At 35.5% G+C, this 21,832-nt stretch carries 15 protein-coding genes; 8 read left to right on the top strand and 7 right to left on the bottom strand.

The window, feature by feature from the left end:
- Positions 1-230: 230 nt before the first annotated feature.
- Together AC1W31_RS02735 and AC1W31_RS02730 are read left to right on the top strand one after the other, a co-directional pair.
- The gene (locus tag AC1W31_RS02735; protein WP_481732864.1) at positions 231-1,124 is read left to right on the top strand and encodes a glycerophosphodiester phosphodiesterase family protein; all 894 of its coding nucleotides are present in this window, start codon (positions 231-233) and stop codon (positions 1,122-1,124) included.
- A gap of 66 nt (positions 1,125-1,190) precedes the next feature.
- Positions 1,191-1,673 (top strand): hypothetical protein, encoded by a 483-nt coding sequence (locus tag AC1W31_RS02730; protein ID WP_481732863.1) that lies wholly within the window; start codon positions 1,191-1,193, stop codon positions 1,671-1,673.
- Positions 1,674-1,729: 56 nt separating this feature from the next.
- Here AC1W31_RS02730 and AC1W31_RS02725 read toward each other — a convergent pair whose 3' ends face one another.
- The 5 genes from AC1W31_RS02725 to fucP form a co-directional block, all read right to left on the bottom strand.
- Positions 1,730-2,080: a hypothetical protein gene (locus AC1W31_RS02725; protein ID WP_481732862.1), complete on the bottom strand. Its 351-nt coding sequence runs from the start codon at positions 2,078-2,080 to the stop codon at positions 1,730-1,732.
- A gap of 128 nt (positions 2,081-2,208) precedes the next feature.
- The gene (locus tag AC1W31_RS02720; RefSeq protein WP_481732861.1) at positions 2,209-2,757 is read right to left on the bottom strand and encodes a hypothetical protein; all 549 of its coding nucleotides are present in this window, start codon (positions 2,755-2,757) and stop codon (positions 2,209-2,211) included.
- Between the two features lie 95 nt (positions 2,758-2,852).
- On the bottom strand, positions 2,853-4,601 hold the full coding sequence (locus AC1W31_RS02715; RefSeq protein WP_481732860.1) for an Ig-like domain repeat protein: 1,749 nt from the start codon (positions 4,599-4,601) through the stop codon (positions 2,853-2,855).
- A 34-nt stretch (positions 4,602-4,635) separates the two neighbouring features.
- The gene (locus AC1W31_RS02710) at positions 4,636-7,461 is read right to left on the bottom strand and encodes a TonB-dependent receptor (RefSeq protein ID WP_481732859.1); all 2,826 of its coding nucleotides are present in this window, start codon (positions 7,459-7,461) and stop codon (positions 4,636-4,638) included.
- Between the two features lie 224 nt (positions 7,462-7,685).
- Positions 7,686-9,005 (bottom strand): L-fucose:H+ symporter permease, encoded by a 1,320-nt coding sequence (fucP, locus tag AC1W31_RS02705; RefSeq protein ID WP_481732858.1) that lies wholly within the window; start codon positions 9,003-9,005, stop codon positions 7,686-7,688.
- Positions 9,006-9,234: 229 nt separating this feature from the next.
- Here fucP and galK point away from each other — a divergent pair, with 229 nt between their 5' ends.
- The 5 genes from galK to AC1W31_RS02680 all read left to right on the top strand — a co-directional run bounded on the left by galK (position 9,235) and on the right by AC1W31_RS02680 (position 16,067).
- On the top strand, positions 9,235-10,401 hold the full coding sequence (gene galK / locus AC1W31_RS02700) for a galactokinase (protein WP_481732857.1): 1,167 nt from the start codon (positions 9,235-9,237) through the stop codon (positions 10,399-10,401).
- Positions 10,402-10,567: 166 nt separating this feature from the next.
- The gene (locus AC1W31_RS02695) at positions 10,568-11,611 is read left to right on the top strand and encodes a UDP-glucose--hexose-1-phosphate uridylyltransferase (protein WP_481732856.1); all 1,044 of its coding nucleotides are present in this window, start codon (positions 10,568-10,570) and stop codon (positions 11,609-11,611) included.
- Between the two features lie 385 nt (positions 11,612-11,996).
- The gene (locus AC1W31_RS02690; protein WP_481732855.1) at positions 11,997-14,537 is read left to right on the top strand and encodes a TonB-dependent receptor; all 2,541 of its coding nucleotides are present in this window, start codon (positions 11,997-11,999) and stop codon (positions 14,535-14,537) included.
- A gap of 236 nt (positions 14,538-14,773) precedes the next feature.
- The gene (locus AC1W31_RS02685; RefSeq protein ID WP_481732854.1) at positions 14,774-15,307 is read left to right on the top strand and encodes a YceI family protein; all 534 of its coding nucleotides are present in this window, start codon (positions 14,774-14,776) and stop codon (positions 15,305-15,307) included.
- 19 nt (positions 15,308-15,326) lie between these two features.
- Positions 15,327-16,067: a pirin family protein gene (locus AC1W31_RS02680; RefSeq protein ID WP_481732853.1), complete on the top strand. Its 741-nt coding sequence runs from the start codon at positions 15,327-15,329 to the stop codon at positions 16,065-16,067.
- 150 nt (positions 16,068-16,217) lie between these two features.
- On the opposite strand, the gene AC1W31_RS02675 is transcribed toward AC1W31_RS02680, so the two are convergent.
- A complete protein-coding gene (locus AC1W31_RS02675; protein WP_481732852.1) occupies positions 16,218-16,922 on the bottom strand; it encodes a LytR/AlgR family response regulator transcription factor in 705 nt (234 codons plus the stop codon).
- Between the two features lie 838 nt (positions 16,923-17,760).
- On the opposite strand from AC1W31_RS02675, the gene AC1W31_RS02670 reads away from it, so the two are divergent.
- Positions 17,761-18,150, top strand: a complete 390-nt coding sequence (locus AC1W31_RS02670) for a response regulator (RefSeq protein WP_481732851.1) — start codon at positions 17,761-17,763, stop codon at positions 18,148-18,150.
- Between the two features lie 36 nt (positions 18,151-18,186).
- On the opposite strand, the gene AC1W31_RS02665 is transcribed toward AC1W31_RS02670, so the two are convergent.
- On the bottom strand, positions 18,187-20,943 hold the full coding sequence (locus AC1W31_RS02665; RefSeq protein WP_481732850.1) for a PAS domain S-box protein: 2,757 nt from the start codon (positions 20,941-20,943) through the stop codon (positions 18,187-18,189).
- Between the last annotated feature and the right edge of the window lie 889 nt (positions 20,944-21,832).

Here is a 21,832-nt window from a genome sequence, read left to right as displayed (position 1 = left end):
TTTGTAATAAACTTGTTCATCGTATTTTTGCTTGCGTTAAACGAAAAGAATGTTATGTCGAAAACTATATCACAACCAATAGTTTTTGAAAAGTAATTTGTACTTTTTTAATACTTTTTCCTTGTTTTTACCATAGAAATCGTCTCAGTGTCAATCCGTAGAATCCTTATTATCCGTGGTCTAATTTATTATACTTACATGGCAGCTTTATGCCGTCTTAATTTTGAACGATGAAAACAATCTTTTTTTCTGCTATTTTACTTATGACAACATCATCATTATTAGCCCAAAAGTTTGATATTGAAGGACATCGAGGCTGCCGTGGATTGATGCCAGAAAATACGATTCCCGCCTTCAAAAAAGCGCTTGATTTGGGGATAATTACTTTAGAATTAGATGTTTGTATTTCAAAAGATGGTCAAGTGGTAGTCTCGCACGAACCGTACATGAATGCACTTTTCTGCTCAAAACCCGATGGTTCGCCCGTGACGAAGGCCGATGAAAAGGTATTGAATTTATATACAATGCCTTACAGCGAAATCAAGAAATATGATTCAGGAAGTAGAGGAAATATTCTCTTTCCAGAACAACAAAAATTGGCTACATTCAAACCTCTTTTGCGTGATATGTTGAAGGCTTGCGAGAAGTATATCAAACTCAATAATCTGCCAAAAGTTCAGTATAATATTGAGGTAAAATCAGAAGAGAAAGAGTACGGTATTTCACAACCAAAAACGGTAAAAGAATTCTCGGATTTGGTCTATCAAGAAATCATTAGACAAGTATCTCCTGAAAGAGTGATTTTGCAAAGTTTTGATTTTAATGTGCTAAAATACTGGCACTTACAGTTTGAAAATGGTATGTATAAAAAGGTGAGATTGTCGGCATTGGTGGAAGATGAAATGGTTGACCCAAGTTTGGAAAAGTTGGGGTTTAATCCCGATATTTTTAGTCCGTATTACAAACATTTGATAAAAAGAAGGGTGGACATGTGCCATGATAAAGGCATAAAAGTAGTGCCGTGGACGGTAAATGAAGTGGTGAATATGAAGGAAATAATAGCCTTAGGCGTTGATGGATTAATAACTGATTACCCAAATCGTTTCTTTGAGATGAAAGATTAATTTTCATGCAAATTCGCAGAGGTGCAAAGTTTTCATTGTGCTACTCTCTATTTTTAATTAAGAACCTTGGCATTTTGCGCACTTTGCGTAATTAACGATATGGAAGAAGTTTCTGATTATACTATTATTTATAGTCGCCCAACCAACCATTTTTTACCCTTGTTAGGTGGTTTGGGAACGGCTTTATACATGATTTTTTTCTTGATTTGGTCGGAATATTTATTAGGATTTTTGTTTCTTGGCTTGTCTATTTTTTTGGTTTTTAGGTATTTGGAAACTTCCAAAGCACAACCTAAATTAATTATTGGGAATGATGGTATTCAGATTTGTGGACAACCTTTTGTTTCGTGGGCAATGGTACATGGCTTGCAGATTCGTCCAGATATTAAAGAAAATGAATATTCTGAAACCTTCGTTTTTACCAATAACGGACGAATTCAAGAGATTTCGATTGCAAGATTAGTTATTACTTCTTGGCAATTGGAACAGTTCTTGGAAATTTATCAGGAGCGATTTAGGACAAACCAGATTGGAAATAATGAACCGTAAAGAAGTTGGAATGTGGAAGTTATCAAACGTTCTACATTTTTTACGAGTTAATAAACTTAGTTTAAACCACCATCAATCCATTTTTTGATGGTCAGCACTTCGCAATCCGTTAAAGGCATTCCTTTGGGCATTCGTGGTGGATTTCCGCCAAACGGAATGATTTGGTCATAGAGTTCGCCACTATTTGCCCAAAATTGAAGGTCACTCAAATCTTCCAATTTTACACCGCCAGAATGGCTTTTATTGCTATGGCAACTATTGCAGTTTTTATCAATAATTGCTTCAACATCCTCTTGGTAAGTGATTTTTAAAGTTGTTTCAGCCTTGCATTGTGGCGTAACATCCTGTTTTGAATTTGTACAGGCAAAAGAAAAAGTCAATAAAAAGAAACAGGATATTTTTTTCATGTTGATTGTGTTAATTTGAAATAGTAAAACACAGAAAAGCCAAGACCACAAGTCTCAGCTTTTGCTTTATTACACCAATATGAAAATCCGTTTGGACTTTCTCCCTGCCGAAACAAGGAGACAATCATCTAATACGGTTTTATTGTAATCCATTCGTGTTGTTTTTTGTCGTAAGCCAAATGTTCATCGGGCCATTCTATATATTGTTTCATGGAAATTTGTTTGTCTAAATTGCCATTTTTAATGAGTTCTTGGAATAAATATTGCCCTCGCTCTTTCACAATTTCTTCGGCTAAATGAGGTGTGTTTGCTACTTCTTCAAAATCAGTGGGCATTAATGAATTTTCTTTTAATTTAAACTTACCCAAAACTCCTCTTCTCAATGTTGGACTGCCGCCCACGGGACGAATCAAGAAAAAATAATTCCATCCATCTTCGGCTTGATAATAGTTTTGGAGGTTAAACGATGAAAGACTTTTGGTATAGAAACCTCTAAATTGAGGCTCAAATTTTGTTTTGTTGGTTGCTTGTGGTGCAGGAATATATAAGTAGGTAACAATGTTTGTTAATAGGCTATCTTGTTGATTTTTAGAAAAATAACTATCAACTTGTTGTTTTTTTGACTGACAAGAAAAGAGGAAAATGGGAAAGAGTAATCCAAGCACTAAATTTTTCATATTGGTAATTTTAAAGGGTATTGGTTTTAGGTATAAGGTTTTAGTTTGAAAATTCTCGAATACTAAAGCCTTATACCTAATCCCTAAAACCTGATTTATTTCACATAAACAATCGTTTGTGGACTAAATTCTGACCAACCCGTTGTCCAGTCTGTATCTTTGAAAGCTCCTACATAATCTGTTTTGTCAAAGAATGTTGGTAACGTTGAAGGTAAAGCTGCGTTCAACATATCCGTTGCTGCGGCAGTCAAAATGAACGTTGGTCTTCCAGTTGCCCAGATATTGTCATTCAATCCAGACGTTTTACGATTATTCAAAATCTTATTTCCATTCAAACCTTTGAACCAATCCGTTGGCTTTTTCGTACCAATCAAAATGGCCGTAGCAGCAGTATTGGCTTCATTATCACGCACTGGCGTTCCTCTTGGGGTATAAGAAATGGTACCGCCAGTTCCCCAGAAGTTATCACCCCAAGCATCAACACCTGCTAAAACAACATTCTGTAAATCAATATCACCTTTATCAGCGTTTGCATTAGCTGAACCTAACTGACTATCCACATAAATTCCCCAAGGATAACCCGTGATGAAAGTATTATAAATCTTCTGCTTGTTATTTCTTCTTAATTGCGCTCCGTGTTGAAATTGCGTGCTGATGGCAGTTTCTCTGGCACCTTTCGCTCCAATAATTGACATATTTGCGAAAATAGCCGAAGTAAAAGGAGTCAATGCCGACCCTTGAGCGTTATTATCACACTCAAAACCATTTGAACCAGATTGATCCGCTTGCGTTGTTCCACGAATACCGATTCCGTATTGAACGTATCCAGAGAATCCATTGTCCGTATCAAAATCATCATCCAAACCTTTGTAAGCAATTAAATGCTTACAGTTTACATTTCCACCGAACCATTCAAAAGAGTCATCCAAACCAAAAGATGCTTGAAGATAATCAACTACGGTTGCCGAACCCACTGAACCAAATGTAAATGAATTTACTTCTTGGTTTGGATTAATTGGAATACCAGCAAACTCAACACGTACGTATTTGTATGAACCCGAATTATCGGCTACATCTGTTCCTCCGTGGAACGCTCCGTATCCACCTTCTAATTCACGGTCAGTTTCTGCCAAGTTGTTGGGTGCTTGTCCACAAATTACTAAACCGCCCCAGTCTCCTGCTTCACGCTCCCCAATGGCTCTTTCTGAAGTCATCACGATTGGGTTTGTTGCCGTTCCGTTGGCAATAATTTGACTTCCTCTTTGTACAATCAAAGTACCTTTTGAAGCTCTATTACCAATGATTAATGTACCTGCTTCAATCGTCAAGATTGTTTTTTTGGTAATTGTTCCTTTCACCGCTTCTTCACCTACACGCACAAAACCTACTAATTTGTAGATTTTATCGGCTGTCCAAGTAATATTACCTGCCGCAAGACTTCCCGCTGGAATCGTTACGATGGTTTTTGGTGGAACGGCTGAAATCGTTACTGGAATCGTAGTTAAAGTTGAAGTTTGATTACTATTATCAACTACTTGAATCGTAAAATTAACCACCGAACCCGTTGCTAAATTTTCAATTACGTATTCTTTTGAATATGTCAACGTTGTTTGTCCCGTGCCAGTAATGGCATCAAATGGCGCACCATTTTTCAACACATTTACCTGTTTGATACCGCCAGGTGCATTGATTGTAGCAGCGATTTGTACTTTCGTTCCTGCAGTTCCTGCCAATGTTCCAGAAGTTACTACGGTTGGAGCTGGTTGGATTACGTCGTCTTTCTTACAAGCATTGAACATCAATGTCATTGAAAGTAATAATGCGATTGCTTTGGTAGCTTTCATTTTAAATTTAGATTACGGTTTTAATAATTTTTATTTATTTTCTTTGAAATGTGTACACAATACCTAATGAATAAACACTACCAGGTCTGTAGGATTGAATGGTTTGGTCTTTATCCGCATCGTAACTTTTATCTTGATTTCCGTCTTGTAAAATCAATGCTTTTTGATTTAAAATATCCGTGATACCGCCTTTTATGATTACGTTTTTAGTAATTGCTTTCGAGAAAGTTATATCTACTACATTACGTGGCATTTCGTACCAATCTGGATATAATGCGCCAAAATTGTTTCCTACGGCATAAATACGCTTCCCAATTACGTTATACAAAAGGTTGACTTGAAGTTTTGATTTTTGATTATTGTAGTTCAACCCTGTATTAATCACGTAAGGCGATTGTCCTTGTAAAGGGCGATTATCTGACTGAGTGGCTGCAATATCTGGACTGAGCTTTACTCGGCTATAAATTAAAGTAGCATTAAACAATAGGCTCATATTTTTCAATAATGAGTAATTCGATATGGCTTCCAACGATTTACGAACTTCCAATTCAACCCCCGCACTATACGCAGATTGCGCATTGGCAAACGAAACTACAGGATTGGAAGAACTCGTGAAAACTACCTCGATTGGCGTGGTGAAATCCTTGTAAAAAGCCGCAATACTCACAATTTCCGAAGGCGTTGGGTAGAATTCATAACGCAAATCGAAATTACTAACATTGGCATTTTTCAAGCCAGGATTTCCCGTTACCGTTCTGTTCAATACAAAATCATAAAAAGTAAAAGGAGCAATTTCACGGAATTCAGGACGGTTTAAAGTTTTGCCATAAGCCAATCTCAATAAAGATTTTTCCGAGAAATTATACGTCATATTCACCGAAGGAAGAACACTTGTTACATCTAACACGGGATTGACAGGTTGTCCATCACGGTTATCATAACCATTTAATTTCTGTACGTTATTCTCAATTCTGACGCCAGCAATCACATTGAATTTCTTCGAAAATGAATAATTGCCCGAAGCATAAAAGGCCATTAAGTTATTATTAGCCGTATAAGCATCACTTTTATTGGTCTGTTCATCGATTTTTACGCCGTTGGTAGTATTGATATTTTGGGCTGAAAAAATCTGGTCAATCGGTAACGCACCCACGTTGAATTGTGAACTACTTGACTGAACATATCCTAAATTTCGGGCGTTGAAAGTACGATCTTTCTTTTCGTAATAAACGCCCGCTTTCAATTCTAACTCTTGATTTTTATCTTCAGTAGTTCCTTTTTTCAATAGTAATTTTTGAACTATGTTCACACCTCCCGTGATGGCTTTTTCATCCAATATAATGTTTGTTCTACCTAAATTGAAAGTCTGTACGGCTCCTTGTGGTACTAATAAAGTGCCATCCGAATTGTATTTAAAGCGCTTGTAGTCAGGCAATTGATTGTATGATTGATTGTATCCAGCCACCCAATCAACTTTGGTTTTTCCTTCGTTAAAATTATGTCTTCCTAATAATTGACCGGTATAAATACCACGATAATTTTGGTTGAAAGATTCAATTTTCCACGTTGCACCGTTCTCAAAACCATTACGCTCGATGAATTGAAGATTACTTAACTGATTGTATAAATTCTTGAATTCAATGGTGTGATTATCGTTCAATCTCACCGCCCAGTTATGTAAAATTCCGACTCTGATGGCGTTGGTATATTGTTGGTCATTGAAAACCGAAATTTCATCGGCTTTGCCCGTACTTTCGATGGTCGAGTAACCGTAGTCATTCTGAACTTTCGTGAAATTAGTACGAGTATTTGAGTAATTAATGGCCGTTACATTACCGATTCTCACATTACCAATATCCTTTTTGAAAGCACCCGTAATGGCAAGACGTTGGTCAGGAATGGCCGTTGATTGTACAGGAGTCCATGAATTTTTTAAGGATTGACCCACCTGTTGCAAACGTTGAGGATTGGTCAAGGCAATGTTTTTCAATTCGTCAGTCGATGGGAAATATTTTGGTAAATCACTAAAACCGTCATTAAAACCTGTCCAAGCATTTTTGCCTGATTGTGGAGAAAAGAAATCTTTGCCCGTAGTACCATCACGGAAGGAAGTTCCATAATCAACCGTCAAGCTATTTTGTTCTGGAATGGACTTGGTAAAGATTTTCACCACGCCACCCGCAAACTCGCCAGGCAATTCAGCCGCAGGAGATTTATAGATTAAAATGCGGTCAATTTGATTAGAAGGGATAATATCGAATGAAAAAGAACGAATATCTGACTCCATACTTGGGGTAAACGTATTGTTCAACATTACCGTATTATAACGTTCATTCAGTCCTCGAATATTGATAAATCTATCGCCAAAAATGGTTACGCCAGGCACTCTTTTTACTACTTCAGCGGCGGTACGGTCGAGGGTTTTGCTGATTTGAGCGGAAGAAATACCACTCACAATTTGCTGAGAAGCCTTGATCTCAGAAATAACGGAGACTTCGGTATTGGTTAATTTCTGACCAATTACCTTTACCTCGTTGAGTGTAGATCCTTCCTCTTCTAAAAAAGTGTTAATTTCTGTTACTTGATCAGCAACCACTTTTAAACCTTCGATGTACTTAAATTTATACCCGACAAACGTGATTTTGATTTTATAATTTCCTGCTGGAATACGACTCATTGAGAAAAACCCATTAACATCAGCCGAAGTGCCTTTGCCCATTGCCTCGATAAAAATCGTTGCACCAACTAAGTCTTCTTTGGTTTTTGCGTCTTTAATTGTTCCTCTGATGGTTCCCTCTTGGGCAAACGTAAATGAAATGGAAGCGATTAGAATTAAGCTTACATTGAAAAATTTTTGCATTATCATATTGGTTTTTTAATGTTGCAAAATTAGTTCGGTAGTATAACCTGAATGTTACGAGTGGATTATCATTAGGTTATCGTTATGTTACGAAATTGTTAAGAGATTGGAGTTTTGTATAGGTGTGAAGCTTGAAAATCTGAACTATTTCATTTTAAAAAAAAACTCTCAAGCGTTTAAACGCTTGGGAGGGTTAAAGTTGTAGGGACGGATAGATAAAATTATTAGGAGTGCGAAGCGTTAATTTTCTCTTTTACTTTATAACCATTGATGCCAAAATAAAGCACGAAGAAAAAACAAACGAAAGGCACATAATAACCTTTTTGAATATCATCGCCGTAAAAGTCGATAATCCAGCCCATGAGATAGGGGAAAAATGCGCCCCCAACAATGCCCATTACAATTAAAGATGCACCTGATTTGGTGTCGGCTCCCAAATTTTTAATACCTAAAGAGAAAATCGTTGGAAACATGATTGACATAAAAAATCCCAATCCGCCCAAGGCATATACTACAAATTTTCCTTCTAACGTAATGGAGAAAATACTCAAAATAATACAGATTGCCGAGTAGATGGCTAATAGTCTTTGAGGTTTCATAAAACGCATAAAAAAAGTTCCCGCAAATCTGCCAATCATGAATAAAAGTCCATAAATTCCTAAATAATAACCAGCCGTTTTTTCATCAATTCCACCGCCTTTTATCGCTACTCGGATAAAAAAACTCGTTACACATACTTGTGCTCCGACATAAAAGAATTGTGCAACGATTGCCCAACTCAAATGGCGATATTGAAATACCTTCAAAAAACTACCTAAAGATACTTTTTTCTCGTCGGCATCGTCTTTGATTTCTGGAAATTTTACGAAATAAAACGCTACTGTAACCAACAGAAGGCATATTCCTAAAATGAAATAGGGCGATTTTACGGAGGCAGCCTCGTTGGTAAGATAGGTTATTTTATCAATTTCGGGCATGGCTGCCAACTGGTCTTTTGTATATTCTTTGCCCGATAGTATAAAAATACTCCCAACAATTGGGGCAAGAAAAGTGGCAAGTCCGTTGAAAGATTGCGCAAGATTTAAGCGGGCAGAAGAAGTTTCGGGCTTACCCAAAATAGTAGCGTACGGATTGGCGGCAGTTTCCAGAATGGTAAGTCCACAACCAAGCACAAAAAGACCGCCTAAAAATAAACCATATTCTCTCGAATCGGCCGCTGGAATAAACATAAAAACACCCAACGCAAATATCAAAAGTCCTACGATAATACCCGTTTTATAACCCCATTTTTTTAGAATTATTCCCGCAGGAATTCCCATAATGAAGTAGGCAAAAAATACCGCTACATCTACCAAAGATGACTGTCGATTGGTCAATTGCAAAGCTTTACGGAGGTGCGGAATCAAAATTCCATCCAGATTATGAGCAAATCCCCAAAGGAAAAATAAGGTGGTCACTAAGATAAAAGCCACTAAATATTTCTTGTCCGAGTTTGAATGCTCGGTGGAAATAGTGGATGTGGAGGGAGTTGTGGGTAAAGCCATGTTGGGGTTTTATGGATATTTAAAATCGAAATTTTGCCTAAATTACTTGAAAATTTCCGCTTATAAAACGTTAAAATTAAACTAATTAAAGCAAATGCGTTATTAAAAATACTCATTCGTCTTTTAATTATTTCTAAATGGCAATTTTTGCTATTATTACCATTTTTGGAGACGCTAAACCATAAAAATCCGTTAATTTTACGTCAAAAATTCCATCAATTTATAATCCATGAATCAACTCCCAAACACAGTAAAACAGGTATTTATTGAAAATTTTAGCCAAGAACCAATGCTCGTTCGCTCACCCGGAAGAGTTAATCTAATTGGCGAACACACGGATTATAACGGTGGTTTTGTACTTCCTGCTGCCACCGACAAAGCAGCTTACCTCGCCATTTATGCTTCCGATTCTGAAAAAGGCACGTGGATTTCCATTGATATGAACGAAAAGGTGGAAGTGGATTTTAAGGTAATTGCTGAGATGCCCAATCATCGTTGGGCTAATTATATTTTGGGTATTATTGAACAATTTCAAAAACGTGGCATCAAAGTTCAGCCTTTCAATTGTGTGATGGCGGGCGATGTTCCCATTGGTTCTGGCATGTCATCTTCGGCAGCTTTGGAAAGTGCGGTGAGTTTTGCTATCAATGAAATGAATCAAGTTGGACTTGACAAAAGGCAATTGGCAAAATTAGCACAACAAGCTGAAAATGAGTTTATTGGTGTAAATTGTGGCATCATGGATATGTTTGCCAGCATCCACGGGAAAGAAAATAATGTGATGCGTTTGGACTGCGAAACGCTCGAATTTCAATATTTCCCCTTGAATTTAGGCGACCATAAAATTGTGCTTTTTGATACGGGCGTAAAACATAATTTGGTAGAATCTGAATATAATCTTCGTCGCCAACAGTGCGAAGAAGGCTTGGCTTTCTTTAGAAAAAATTTCGACGAATCGGTCAAAAATCTTAGTCAAGTTCCGTTGGCTTGGTTGCAATCGAGCAAAAGCCAATTGAATTCGGTGGTTTATAATCGTTGTCAATATGTGATTGAAGAAAATCAACGAATTTTATCGGCTTGTGAAGATTTGCAAGCGGGTAATTTGGCAGATTTTGGGATAAAAATGACGGCAACGCACGAAGGATTACGGAACTTATACGAAGTAAGTTGTCCAGAATTAGACTTTTTGGTCGATGCCGTTTGGCACGAAACATCCGTTTTAGGGTCGAGAATGATGGGCGGAGGGTTTGGTGGTTGCACCATCAACCTTATTAAATCCGATGTAATTGATGAGTTATACAGCAGATTATCAGTTAGTTATAAACAAAAAACCGGTATTGAGTTAAAAATGTACAGCGTAGTAACGGCAAATGGAACTTCGTTAATTGATAGTTAATAATTGAGAATGGACAATTGATAATTAGTAATAGTTTTGAACTAAATATAATCTCAAAAATTATCCACTGTCCATTCCCCATTATCAATTTTCCATTATCAATTGTTCATTATCAATTGTCCATTACCAATTGTCCATTATCAATTATCCATTATCAATTAAACACATGACTTTCGATTTTAACGAACATTCACATATAAGACAAAATCCATTAACGGGCGACTGGATAATGGTTTCTCCTCATCGTACAAAACGTCCGTGGCAAGGAAAAACCGAGGATATTGTTACCGATTCTCGCCCAGAATACGACCCAACTTGCTATTTATGTGCGGGAAATCCACGCATGAATGGAGAGATAAATCCTAAGTATTCAGCTACTTACGTTTTTCAAAATGACTTTGCGGCTTTGCAAACTGACGTTCCCGCAGGAGAAATCAAAAAAGATAATTTATTGATAGCCGAAAGCGTGAAAGGGGAGTGCCGAGTGATTTGTTTTTCGCCTCGCCACGATTTGACTTTGGCAGAAATGGAAACCGCCGATATCCGCCAAGTGGTAGATACTTGGATTGCCGAATTTGAAGATTTTCGTACGCAAAAAGGCATAAATTATGTGCAAATTTTTGAAAATAAAGGGGAAATAATGGGCTGTTCAAATCCACATCCACACGGACAAATTTGGGCATCGAGCAATATTCCCGTAGAAATTCAGAAAGAAACACAACACCAAAAAGCCTATTTTGAAGTACAACAGAAAACACTTTTGGAAGATTATTGGCAATTAGAAGTTTCTGAAAATCAGCGAGTTGTCGTAGAGAATGATTCCTTTTTGGTAGTCGTTCCTTTCTGGGCAACTTGGCCATTCGAGACGCTTTTGATTCCTAAACGACCAATGGCGTACATCGCTGAAATGAATGAAAAAGAAAAAGATGATTTAGCGGATATTACTCGCAGATTGACTACTCGTTATGACAATCTTTTCAAAACCTCTTTTCCCTATTCTGCGGGAATTCACCAAGCACCCACGCAAGCTACTGACTTGGAAAGTTGGCATTGGCATATTCATTTTTATCCGCCACTATTACGTTCAGCAACGGTCAAAAAATTTATGGTTGGCTATGAATTATTGGCAAATCCACAGCGGGATATTACGCCCGAAAGAGCAGCTGAACAATTGAGAAATTTGAGTGAAGTTCATTATAAAAAAGCGTAAAATTAGACAGTTGGCAGTTGGAAATATTCTGATTTGGAGGAACTTCTCGAAAGTTTAAAACTTTCGAGAAGTTGAACGGCAAATGATAATATTTTATTAATTGGATGCTGCCTTAATGGTTGAGGAATTTTAACTAATCATCTATTCTAATTTTTCATTCTTATTAGTTATATTACCTTGTTACATAACTTTTTGGATTGCTGACTGTAGTTTATTTTTCGGATAAGTCGACTATTATATTCGACAATTCGGTTTGAGGTGATTTTTACTTGATGGTCGAGAAATATTCACTAATTATCTATTCTAATTTTTTCATCCATTTTAATTGTTTTGCTTTGTTGCATAAATTTTTAGCATTTATCATCAAGTATAACAATTTAATAATATGAAAACATTAATCAAATGTAGCGTATCCCCAAATAGTACAAATTTCCTACAAAATCTTGGCGTAAATTTGCTTTATTTTACTTCAAAGCAAACGATCATGCTCAAAAATCTATTTTTAATATTTTTTATTTCGATAAATATTTCGCTCGCTCAAACGCCTTCAAATGTTGGTGGAAAAGTGTCTGGCAAAGTCATGGATGCCTCAAATAATCAGGCCTTATCTTTTGCTTCGGTTACCGTTTTTAAATCCCAAAATTCAAAAGACTCCCTTATTGGAGGCGTAAATATTACAGAATCAGGGGAGTTTAGTATCAGCAATTTACCCACAGGAAATCTTATTTTAAAAGTTTCATTTGTAGGGTATCAGTCTGTTAGTCAAGCAATTGTATTGACTGATAAAGGCCTTGATGTGGGTATTATTAAAGTAAATCCCGATGCGAAAATGTTGCAAGAGGTACAAGTGAAAGGCGAGAAAGATCAAGTTTCTTTCGGAATGGACAAACGAGTTTTCAACGTTGCCAAAAGCCTTACTTCCATCGGTGGAACCGCAGAATCGTTGTTGAGAAGTGTGCCTTCTATCAACATTGATGAAAGTGGAAATGCCAGTTTGCGCAACATGGCCACGACAATTTATATCAACGGGAAACCTACCCAATTGACTTTAGCCCAAATTCCAGCCAATCAAATTGAGTCGGTTGAAGTAATTTCAAACCCATCCGCTCGCTACGATGCCTCAACGTCGGGCGGAATTGTGAATTTGGTTTTAAAGAAAAATAGACAAGCCGGTTTCAATGGTTCGGCGAGTGCTGGTATTGGTAATAATTCAAGATATGACGGTTCTTTAACGCTCGATTATCACGATGGGAAATGGAATTTTACGGGACTTTACAACGTCAATGCTACCCAAAATCCTTTGGATGGTTACGTCAATCGAACCAATTTTTTGAATGGCTCACCCGTTAGTTTTTTTAATCAAAATACCAATACAAATCTTAATAATGTTTTCCAAAATGGGCGATTATTGGTGGATTATTCACCCAATAAATTCAATACATTTTCCGTGGCAGGAACCGTTGTTGGGGGTGCTTTTAATACGATTAGTAATCAACTATACGAGTACAAAAATGCCCAACAAGCCATCACAAGCTACGGTTCACGGAATACAAAACCCGAAAACGCTTTCACCAACGTAGGGCTTGAATTAGATTGGAAACGGACTTTTGCACGCAAAGGACGTGAATTGAGCCTAACAACTTCCTTCACTCGCAACAATGTTTCCAACGCTGCTGATTGGCTCACCACTGCTCAAAATGCCGATGGCACAAATCAACAATTTTATCCAGAAAGAGATATCATTTCGGGTCGTCAGATTGGCTCACAATATTTGGGTCAGTTGGATTATGTTCACCCGATTAACGATTCCACAAAATTTGAAATGGGCTTTCGGAGTTATACTTTTGGTCGAGATATTCAGTATTTTTTCAATCAGCTCAACAACGATACCCAAGCGTATAAATTATTGCCGAGCTATTCGCAAGATGCGGAAATTTTAGAAACGGTAAATGCCCTTTATTTTCTGTATAACCACCGCCTAAAACATAATATAACGATGGAAGCGGGGCTTCGAATAGAACAATCCTTCTTGCACGGAACGTCAAGATTTGATAATTCAACGTTTGGGTACGATTATCCAACGGCAAATGGCGATGGCTGGTTTCAAGCATTTTTCCCTTCTTTCTCGTTAAATAAAAAGTTTAGCGAAGATTCAGAATTAGGATTTAGTATAAGTAGAAAAGTGGGCAGACCAGGGTTTAGACAGCTTTTTGTGGGAATTCAGTCCAACGACCGTCAAAATATTACCGTAGGAAATCCAAAAATTCAACCCGAATTTATCAACACTGCCGAATTGAATTATAGCCAAAATATTGGACGTTTAAGTTGGTTAGCTTCGGCGTATTATATCTACGAAGACCATACCATTAAGCCCTTTACGCAACCTTCTGCCACCGACCCTACCATATTGGTTACGTCATTCATTAATGCTAAGGCGGATATCCAGTATGGGATGGATAATACGTTCAAATATACCGCTGGAGCATTTTCTGCCACGGCTAATGTGAATGTTTTTAACTTTATTATTCAAACCACAACCATTCAAAGTGAAATGTGGGTATATCGAGCAAAATTGAATTTGTCGTATCGTTTTCCGGGTAACATTTCTGCCCAAATCAACGTAAATCGGGATAGTAAAACGCCAAGTTTACAAGGATTTAGATTACCCATTCAAGCGGCGGATTTTGCGGTCAGAAAACCATTTATGAACAACCGAGCCAGCATTGTCTTTAGTGTAAATGATGTTTTTAATTCTCGTAAACAAATCAGTACGTTTGAGGAAGATAATGTTTATCAAGCAAGTATGAATCGTCGTGAAGTACGTTTTTATAAATTGACCTTGCAACTTCCTATTGGAAAAGCCAACGCAACTTTCAAGAAAAAAGACCGTAAAATGGAGAAAAGTGATATTGACTTTGGAAATTAACGACGTTATAAAATCGCTATTTTAATAATTTTTGTAATAGGCAGTAAATAATTTGTAATAAGGCGTAAAAAGGATAATAATTTGATTTTTAACAAGTTATGTATTAAGTTTTACGATTACCTTCCACAAATTATTTACGGCCTATTATTTTTTTACCCTTCGATGAACTAATTATATTATATGATGTTATAACATTAAATGTATATACATTAATTAAATTTTAAACATAATTTATCATGAAAAATTCAACTTGGGCAATTGACCCTTCACACTCAGAAATTCAGTTTAAAGTAAAACATTTAGTAATCACAACCGTGACTGGAAATTTTAAGGAATTTAGTGGTTCTTTAGAAAACAGTAAGGATGATTTTGAAGGAGCAAGCATTGCTTTTGAAGCAAAAACTGCATCCATTACAACGAATAGCGAGCAGCGTGACGAACATCTGAAAAGTGCAGATTTTTTTGAGGCTGAACAATTTCCAACGTTATCGTTTCAATCAACATCATTTACTAAAAATGGTGATGAAGAATACAGTTTGACAGGAAATTTAACCTTGAAAGGTGTTACTTTACCGATTGATTTGGAAGTAGAATACAATGGTACTGCCACCGACCCTTGGGGAAATGTGAAAGCAGGATTTGAATTAAAAGGAAAACTAAACCGTAAAGATTTTGGTTTAACTTGGAACGCACCCACAGAAGCAGGTGGCGTATTAGTAAGTGAAGAAGTAAAGTTAATTGCTAACATTCAGTTAGTAAAACAAGCATAAATAGCTCATCTTAAAGACGATGGAAACTACCATAAATACAGCCGTTAAAAAAACATTACATAAAGCAAATTCTCGTGGACAGGCTGACCACGGTTGGTTGAAAACCCGTTTGACATTCTCATTTGCGGGTTATCACGACCCCAATCGAGTACATTTCGGGGTTTTGAGAGTTTTGAATGATGACCAAATTGCGGGAGGAAAGGGCTTTGGAATGCACCCACACGACAACATGGAAATCATCACAATTCCAATGGAAGGCGTGGTTGAACACCGTGATAATCAAGGGAATCACGGAATAATCACCAAAGGAGAAGTGCAAGTAATGTCGGCTGGAACGGGCGTTTATCATTCCGAATTCAATCATTCAAAAGAAGAATTGTTGAAATTGTTTCAGATTTGGTTATTTCCAAACAAAGGAAATGTAGCACCACGTTACGGTCAAATGACGTTTGATTTAACGGCGCAACACAATAATTTTCAGTTGTTAGTTTCACCCATTGAGGCTAATATTCCCAACACTTTGGGCATTCATCAGGATGCTTTTTTCAGCATGGGAAAATTTGAAGCGGGTCAAGATTTTAATTATCAATTGCACCGTGAAGGCAATGGACTGTACATTTTTGTGGTAAACGGACAAGTGCAAACCAGCGGAGAAAATTTAGAATTCCGTGATGGATTGGGCTTAGAAGATGTTTCATCCGTAAATTTCAAAACCCAATCAGGCGTAGAATTATTGTTGATGGAAGTACCAATGGACTGATTTAGAATTGATTATAAAGTAAAAAATCCTGAGAGAATGTTATGTTCTCTCAGGATTTTTGTTTTGAAAGTACTTTGCTGAGCGTTTTCTTATAGCCGTTTTACCGTGTGGTGAATACTCCAAAAAAATCCTTTTGAGCTTACTCAACGTTTAAGAATTTTGTAAAAATTTTTCATAGAAAGCTTTTCTTTTAGCTCTACTTATGGGTATTGCTAACGTCTCATGGCCTTTTAATAAAATTTTGTTATCATCAACAGAAGTTACCTTACTAATATTAATAATAAATTGCCGGTGTATTTGAATAAATTTATCTTCAGGTAATTTCTTTATAATGTCTTTTAAAGCTATTAAATGTAAGAATGACTCATTTTTGATGTGTATCTTGACATAGTCGGAATACGACTCTATGTAATCAATATCCTTAACTAAAAAGCGTGCGATTGATCCTTTATTTTTCAAAACTAACGTTTCACTCGAACCTACTTCTTCATCCAACTTTATGAGTTTAATTACCTTTTCAACTGCTTGAACAAATCGGCTGTAAATAAAAGGCTTTTTTAAATAATCTACTACATTCAGTTCAAATGCTTTTACGGCATAATTTTCATGGGCCGTTGTCACAATGATGTAAGGCACAATAAATAAATCTGAAATAAAATCTACCCCACTTTTACCCGGAAGCATAACATCAACAAAAATTAAATGAATTTTTGTTGTATTGGTGCTAAGGAACGCTTCAGCATTCTCGACCGAATCAAAAACTCCTAATATATTAATCTCATCTCCAAACATTTTACAATCTCTGATGATTGTTTGTTGAGATAGATTATCATCTTCAATTATGATAGTATTCATTGGCTGTATTAGTTACTTATTTTACACATAAACTTATGATATGCAAATAAGACGACTATAAATTTAAGCGTGGTTTTGTTTTGTTGCCAATAATTCCTGCAATTATCGTGCCTGTTTTAATGGCTACGCTCTACAAAGCTGTTGTAAAGCCAAAATAAATACTTTGGCATCAATATTTTATTTATCCGTGCTATTGCAAGTTGTTGAAGGTACTCCGTAAATTTAAGGAATGAATATGGAATGAGAACAAATGGCAAACTTGTCTTTCGGTGAATGTACATAAATTATCGGTGAATGGTAAATAAAGGTAAGCATAAATTAAGTTAAATTTATCCGATTTAGTTTAGCCTACTTACGTGAAGGGCATTTTCGTGTGCATTCGCAGAAAATATTACTATTCATAGATAATCACCAACCGTTTGTCGAGTAAAATTGTTTTGAATACTTTTAATAATTTATTTTGTTTCAGTTAAAACAAGAAAGAGACAAATTTAAAATATAATTGTGCAGGTTATTCTATAGTTAGTATCAAATTTGTTGGGGTATGGTAGGATGTTTCTTCTCTTATCATACCCATTAGTTAATTATAATCCATACGTGAATGAACTAACCACTATTACAAAATATATATAATTTATTTAGATTTTTATCACTTAACATACTGAAATACGATTGACCTGTGGAGGTAAAATTGCAGTTTTATTTTCACAGGCTTCGTTTTCTTATTGTCTATTCTGATTTATTTTATTTTTGGGAACAATTGGACTGATTATACTTCATTCCATCAACAATATGGCTAATCTCGCAGAACAAAATAAATTCTAATCTTAGAAATACCATGTATAATATTATGATTGTTGATGATTCTGTGATGAATCAATTGTTTTTGTCATCAGTGGCTAAATTGATGGGCTGCAATATTTTCATTGCCCAAAATGGAAGAGAAGCAGTAGATAAATCGATGGTTCTTAAATATGATCTGATATTTATGGATTTAGAAATGCCTATACTTAAAGGAGATTTAGCAACCTTTATGATTAGACAAAAAGGGAATATAAATAGCAAAACACCAATAATTCTTCAATCATCGAGCATCATTGAGGATAAATTATTTAAAGATATTAACGGATTTACCGAAGAAATATCTAAGCCTTACGTACTTGGCGAGATAAAAAATGTGATTTTAAAATATACTTCACAAAATAAAAATACTTTATCCATCAATTAATAAGGTTTGATATGAAACGTATAGAACACTGAGTTATTATTCAGTAGGCGTAAAAATTGACCATTCGGTTATTTTTTTGAGGATGTTAATTTGTCTATTCAGAATCATTTCTATGGTGGATACTTTTGCTTCGGTAAAAATATCCTTCAATTTAATCCCTTCTTTATCTTCTCGGGTAAGATATTCCTCAATTTTATGTTCAATATCGGTCATCCCAATCATTTTGAAGGAAGGTTTGATACTGTGTAGCCTAAAATCAATTTCATATTGCGGTATTTTATTGGCATTCGCAATAATTTCCTTAAAATCGCCTAAATAATTATTGCTGAACGTTTCAAAAACGCTCAGGGCAAAACCGTAGTCATTACCATAAAATTGATGCAAAAAATCAGTATCTAATGAATTATAGAACGGAATCTCTTGAGTTGATGAATTAGTATCCACTAAAAAGTATGACGCTATTTTATCGTATAAATCATCAATTGAAAACGGCTTTTTTATAATATCATTCATGCCGTATTTAATGATCTCTCTTTCGATATTTGAGGTCACTACGGCGGTCATAGCAATAATTGTAAAGAGCTGATCTGGAAATAGAACTCTTAGTTGCAAGGCTGTTTCAAAACCATTTATACCGGGCAATTGTAAATCCAACAGTACTAAGTTGTATTTTTTTTGGGAGAATTTTGCTAAAGCATCTTCTCCAGAGGTGGCAATATCAAAGTTGGTTGACCATTTACTCAGCACCTTGGAAAGATACTGGATGTTTAATTCATTGTCTTCAACAACCAAAATATTTACGTTATTGAATGGGTTAGTGAAATTTCTTTTTTTGTTGGTGGTAATAATTCGAGTTTCAAACGTATTTTTTCTAAAAAATAAATCAAACGAAAACGCCGATCCCTTGCCAACGATAGAATGTACTTCTATTGTACTCCCCTTAAAAGCCAATAATTGTTTTACGATATTTAGCCCTAAACCAGTACCAGGCGATTTGTGTTGATTGATGGATGGTAACTGGATGAACTTTTCAAATATTAAATCCTTCACGTTTTCATCAAACCCAATACCCGTATCTTTCACCTTGAAATGAAGTTTAATTTCGTCAGCGTTTTCTTCTATTTGTTCTACTAATAAAGTGATACTTCCCTTTTGCGTGAATTTTTCGGCGTTAGATAATAAATTACCAATAATTTGCTGTAAAATAACCTTGTCACCTAAAATTTCTAAATTTGGTCTGAAGTCAAATTTAATGTTGAATTGGATGTTGTTTTTAGCTAAACTAAAATCAAAAGAGTGAACTATTTCAAGTAAAAGACTCATTAAATTAAACGGCTCTTTCCTCAGTTCAATTAACCCTGATTCTATTTTAGAAATATCCAAGATATCAGATACTAATTTTTGTAAGAATTTGGTTGATGTATCTAAAATTTCTACGTACTCTCTTTGCTCTCTGTTAAGTGGGGTCAGTTTTAGTAAATCTCCCATCCCCAAAATGGCATTGATGGGTGTTCTTAATTCATGGGTCATACTTGCTACAAACAATCTTTCACTTTCTTCGGCTTTTTTTGAAACACGATTTGCCGACCTAAGGGATTGCTCTAATGCTTTTCTTTCCGTAATATCGTAATAAAAACCTGTATAACTTATGATTTTACCGCTGCAATCGACTGATGGAGAAATACTTACTAAAACCCATACTTTTGATTCATTTTTTGTAATAAGTTGAAACTCATGAGCATTTTTTGGGAAAGTTTTAGGGTGATAATTTTTCATCAAATTAGCAAAATAATCCAGACTGTCATCATCATAAAGCAGCCCGTCTCTGACATTCGTTCCTAATAATTCTGCTTCCTCATAACCACCCATTTTGCAAAAAATAGGAGAGACATAGGTAATATTTCCCGCAGCATCTGCGTCTAAAACTCCCAACTGCGTATTTTCAAGAATCCCCCTGTATCGTGCCTCTTTTTCTGTTAATAAATTGAGTAATCTACGGTTCTCCGTTACGTCATTATATAGCCAAAAACACGCATTTTCACCTAAATTAGAGGTAAATTGAAAAAAACTTCGCTCAATAATTTGTCCATTTTTGAGTTCGAATATTTCATCAATAATTTCTATTTTCTCCTGTATGGTTTTAAGGGTTGATTGCATAAAAGCATCAGGTGTCACAAACAAATCTTTTACGGCTTCCGCAGCAGCGGCACAATGTATGCCAATAAAGTCTTCAGGGTTAGCGTCAATTTTGAAAATTTCTATCAATTTTTTATTCACTGACACAATCTTTCTATCGGTATCTTCCAGAATGATACCCAATTTTACGTTTTCAATAATACTCTTCGACCATAAATTGTTTTCGCCAAACTGCTCCAGCAATGCTCTTTTTTTAGTCACATCTTTTGCAATTACCGTAATGAGCATTTCGTCATTAATCATCACGGGGTGAAAATTTAACCTTACCCAGATATATGTATGATTTGCATCCTTGATTGGAAATTCTACGTAAGAGGTCTCCCCATTTTTATGGTCAAATTTCCCTTTGAACATTTTTTTAACGTACGATCCATACATTTCAAAGAAAATGTATTTGAGTTTATTATTAATCGTGTAGCCTAAAACTTTAATCGAACCTTCTTCAATAAATTTTGTGCGTCCTTGTTTGTCGATAATACAAAATAAATCCTCGACTTCATTTTCTAACTTCTCACAGGATTTGTTAAACTGTTCATGATAACTTCTGAAAAAAAAATTCCGAAAAGTTTGGTAGTACGGATTGAATGAAATTGACATGGTAGTAGTCTGATAGATAGTTGAATGATTAAATATTAGAATTTAGTTTGATATGTACCGTTTGAAAACTTCAACTTGACATGTTTTTGAGTGCAGAGAACGTCGTCAGATTGTCAATCAAAAAATATTGTTTTATAAAATGTCCAACAAATTAACGTTTTAAACAATCGCACATTTTTTTAACCAAAATATCATCGCTAAGGAGTAAAAAAATGAGTATTACTTAAGAACATTAATATACAAAAAAATCATTTTCGTGATCATTTTAGGGTTATTTTTTTCGATGAATGGTATTCTATAATCGTTTAAGTGTATTTGGTACAGACCAACAAACTTTCTTTAATCCCTTTAAGTAAGTCTTTTGCCTTTTGTTTTGGGATAAAATAGAAAATTTCAAATTTAACATGCCAATATTTACCCAATGTGATGCTGATATAGTTTGTTCATATTGGCTTATTTGTCCTTTTAAGTATGACTTAAAATTTGGCGTTAAGCGATTTATTATTTTCAGGAAATTTCAGTAAAATGTCATTGGTCGATGTTAGCGTACTGTTTAACGAGTAAAATTGAAACTCACGCAGAAACAAACGAAATTTACCGTCACTAAACAAAGATAAACAAATGGATAGAATACTATTAGGAATGTTATCAGTGTTAGAAGTAATATTATCATTCGTGTTAGAAGTAAAATTACTAATTAAATCTGTTTCAAATCAGATAAGAGAATAATTCAGTTTTATGCTTATTGTTCTAAGCGTTTGTGTCTCTACGATATTTGACGTTAAAAACAAAGTCAACGTATAGTTTCATTCAAATACGTAGCGTTTCACAAAGATTATAGTAAATAGACCTTTAGAGTTGTGGGCTTACAATTTATTTGTGATTCTCA

This window comes from Arcicella sp. (assembly GCF_964672035.1).
Note: the sequence above shows the minus strand (reverse complement) of the source record. Positions and strands in the feature narration are given on the sequence as shown.

What these genes read in the sequence shown, in the direction of transcription:
- fucP (WP_481732858.1), bottom strand. Translation starts at nt 9,005, where the DNA reads ATGGCTTTACCCACAACTCCCTCCACATCCACTATTTCCACCGAGCAT.
- AC1W31_RS02665 (WP_481732850.1), bottom strand. Translation starts at nt 20,943, where the DNA reads ATGTCAATTTCATTCAATCCGTACTACCAAACTTTTCGGAATTTTTTT.
- galK (WP_481732857.1), top strand. Translation starts at nt 9,235, where the DNA reads ATGAATCAACTCCCAAACACAGTAAAACAGGTATTTATTGAAAATTTT.
- AC1W31_RS02670 (WP_481732851.1), top strand. Translation starts at nt 17,761, where the DNA reads ATGTATAATATTATGATTGTTGATGATTCTGTGATGAATCAATTGTTT.
- AC1W31_RS02725 (WP_481732862.1), bottom strand. Translation starts at nt 2,080, where the DNA reads ATGAAAAAAATATCCTGTTTCTTTTTATTGACTTTTTCTTTTGCCTGT.
- AC1W31_RS02695 (WP_481732856.1), top strand. Translation starts at nt 10,568, where the DNA reads ATGACTTTCGATTTTAACGAACATTCACATATAAGACAAAATCCATTA.
- AC1W31_RS02735 (WP_481732864.1), top strand. Translation starts at nt 231, where the DNA reads ATGAAAACAATCTTTTTTTCTGCTATTTTACTTATGACAACATCATCA.
- AC1W31_RS02680 (WP_481732853.1), top strand. Translation starts at nt 15,327, where the DNA reads ATGGAAACTACCATAAATACAGCCGTTAAAAAAACATTACATAAAGCA.
- AC1W31_RS02685 (WP_481732854.1), top strand. Translation starts at nt 14,774, where the DNA reads ATGAAAAATTCAACTTGGGCAATTGACCCTTCACACTCAGAAATTCAG.
- AC1W31_RS02715 (WP_481732860.1), bottom strand. Translation starts at nt 4,601, where the DNA reads ATGAAAGCTACCAAAGCAATCGCATTATTACTTTCAATGACATTGATG.
- AC1W31_RS02675 (WP_481732852.1), bottom strand. Translation starts at nt 16,922, where the DNA reads ATGAATACTATCATAATTGAAGATGATAATCTATCTCAACAAACAATC.
- AC1W31_RS02690 (WP_481732855.1), top strand. Translation starts at nt 11,997, where the DNA reads ATGAAAACATTAATCAAATGTAGCGTATCCCCAAATAGTACAAATTTC.
- AC1W31_RS02720 (WP_481732861.1), bottom strand. Translation starts at nt 2,757, where the DNA reads ATGAAAAATTTAGTGCTTGGATTACTCTTTCCCATTTTCCTCTTTTCT.
- AC1W31_RS02710 (WP_481732859.1), bottom strand. Translation starts at nt 7,461, where the DNA reads ATGCAAAAATTTTTCAATGTAAGCTTAATTCTAATCGCTTCCATTTCA.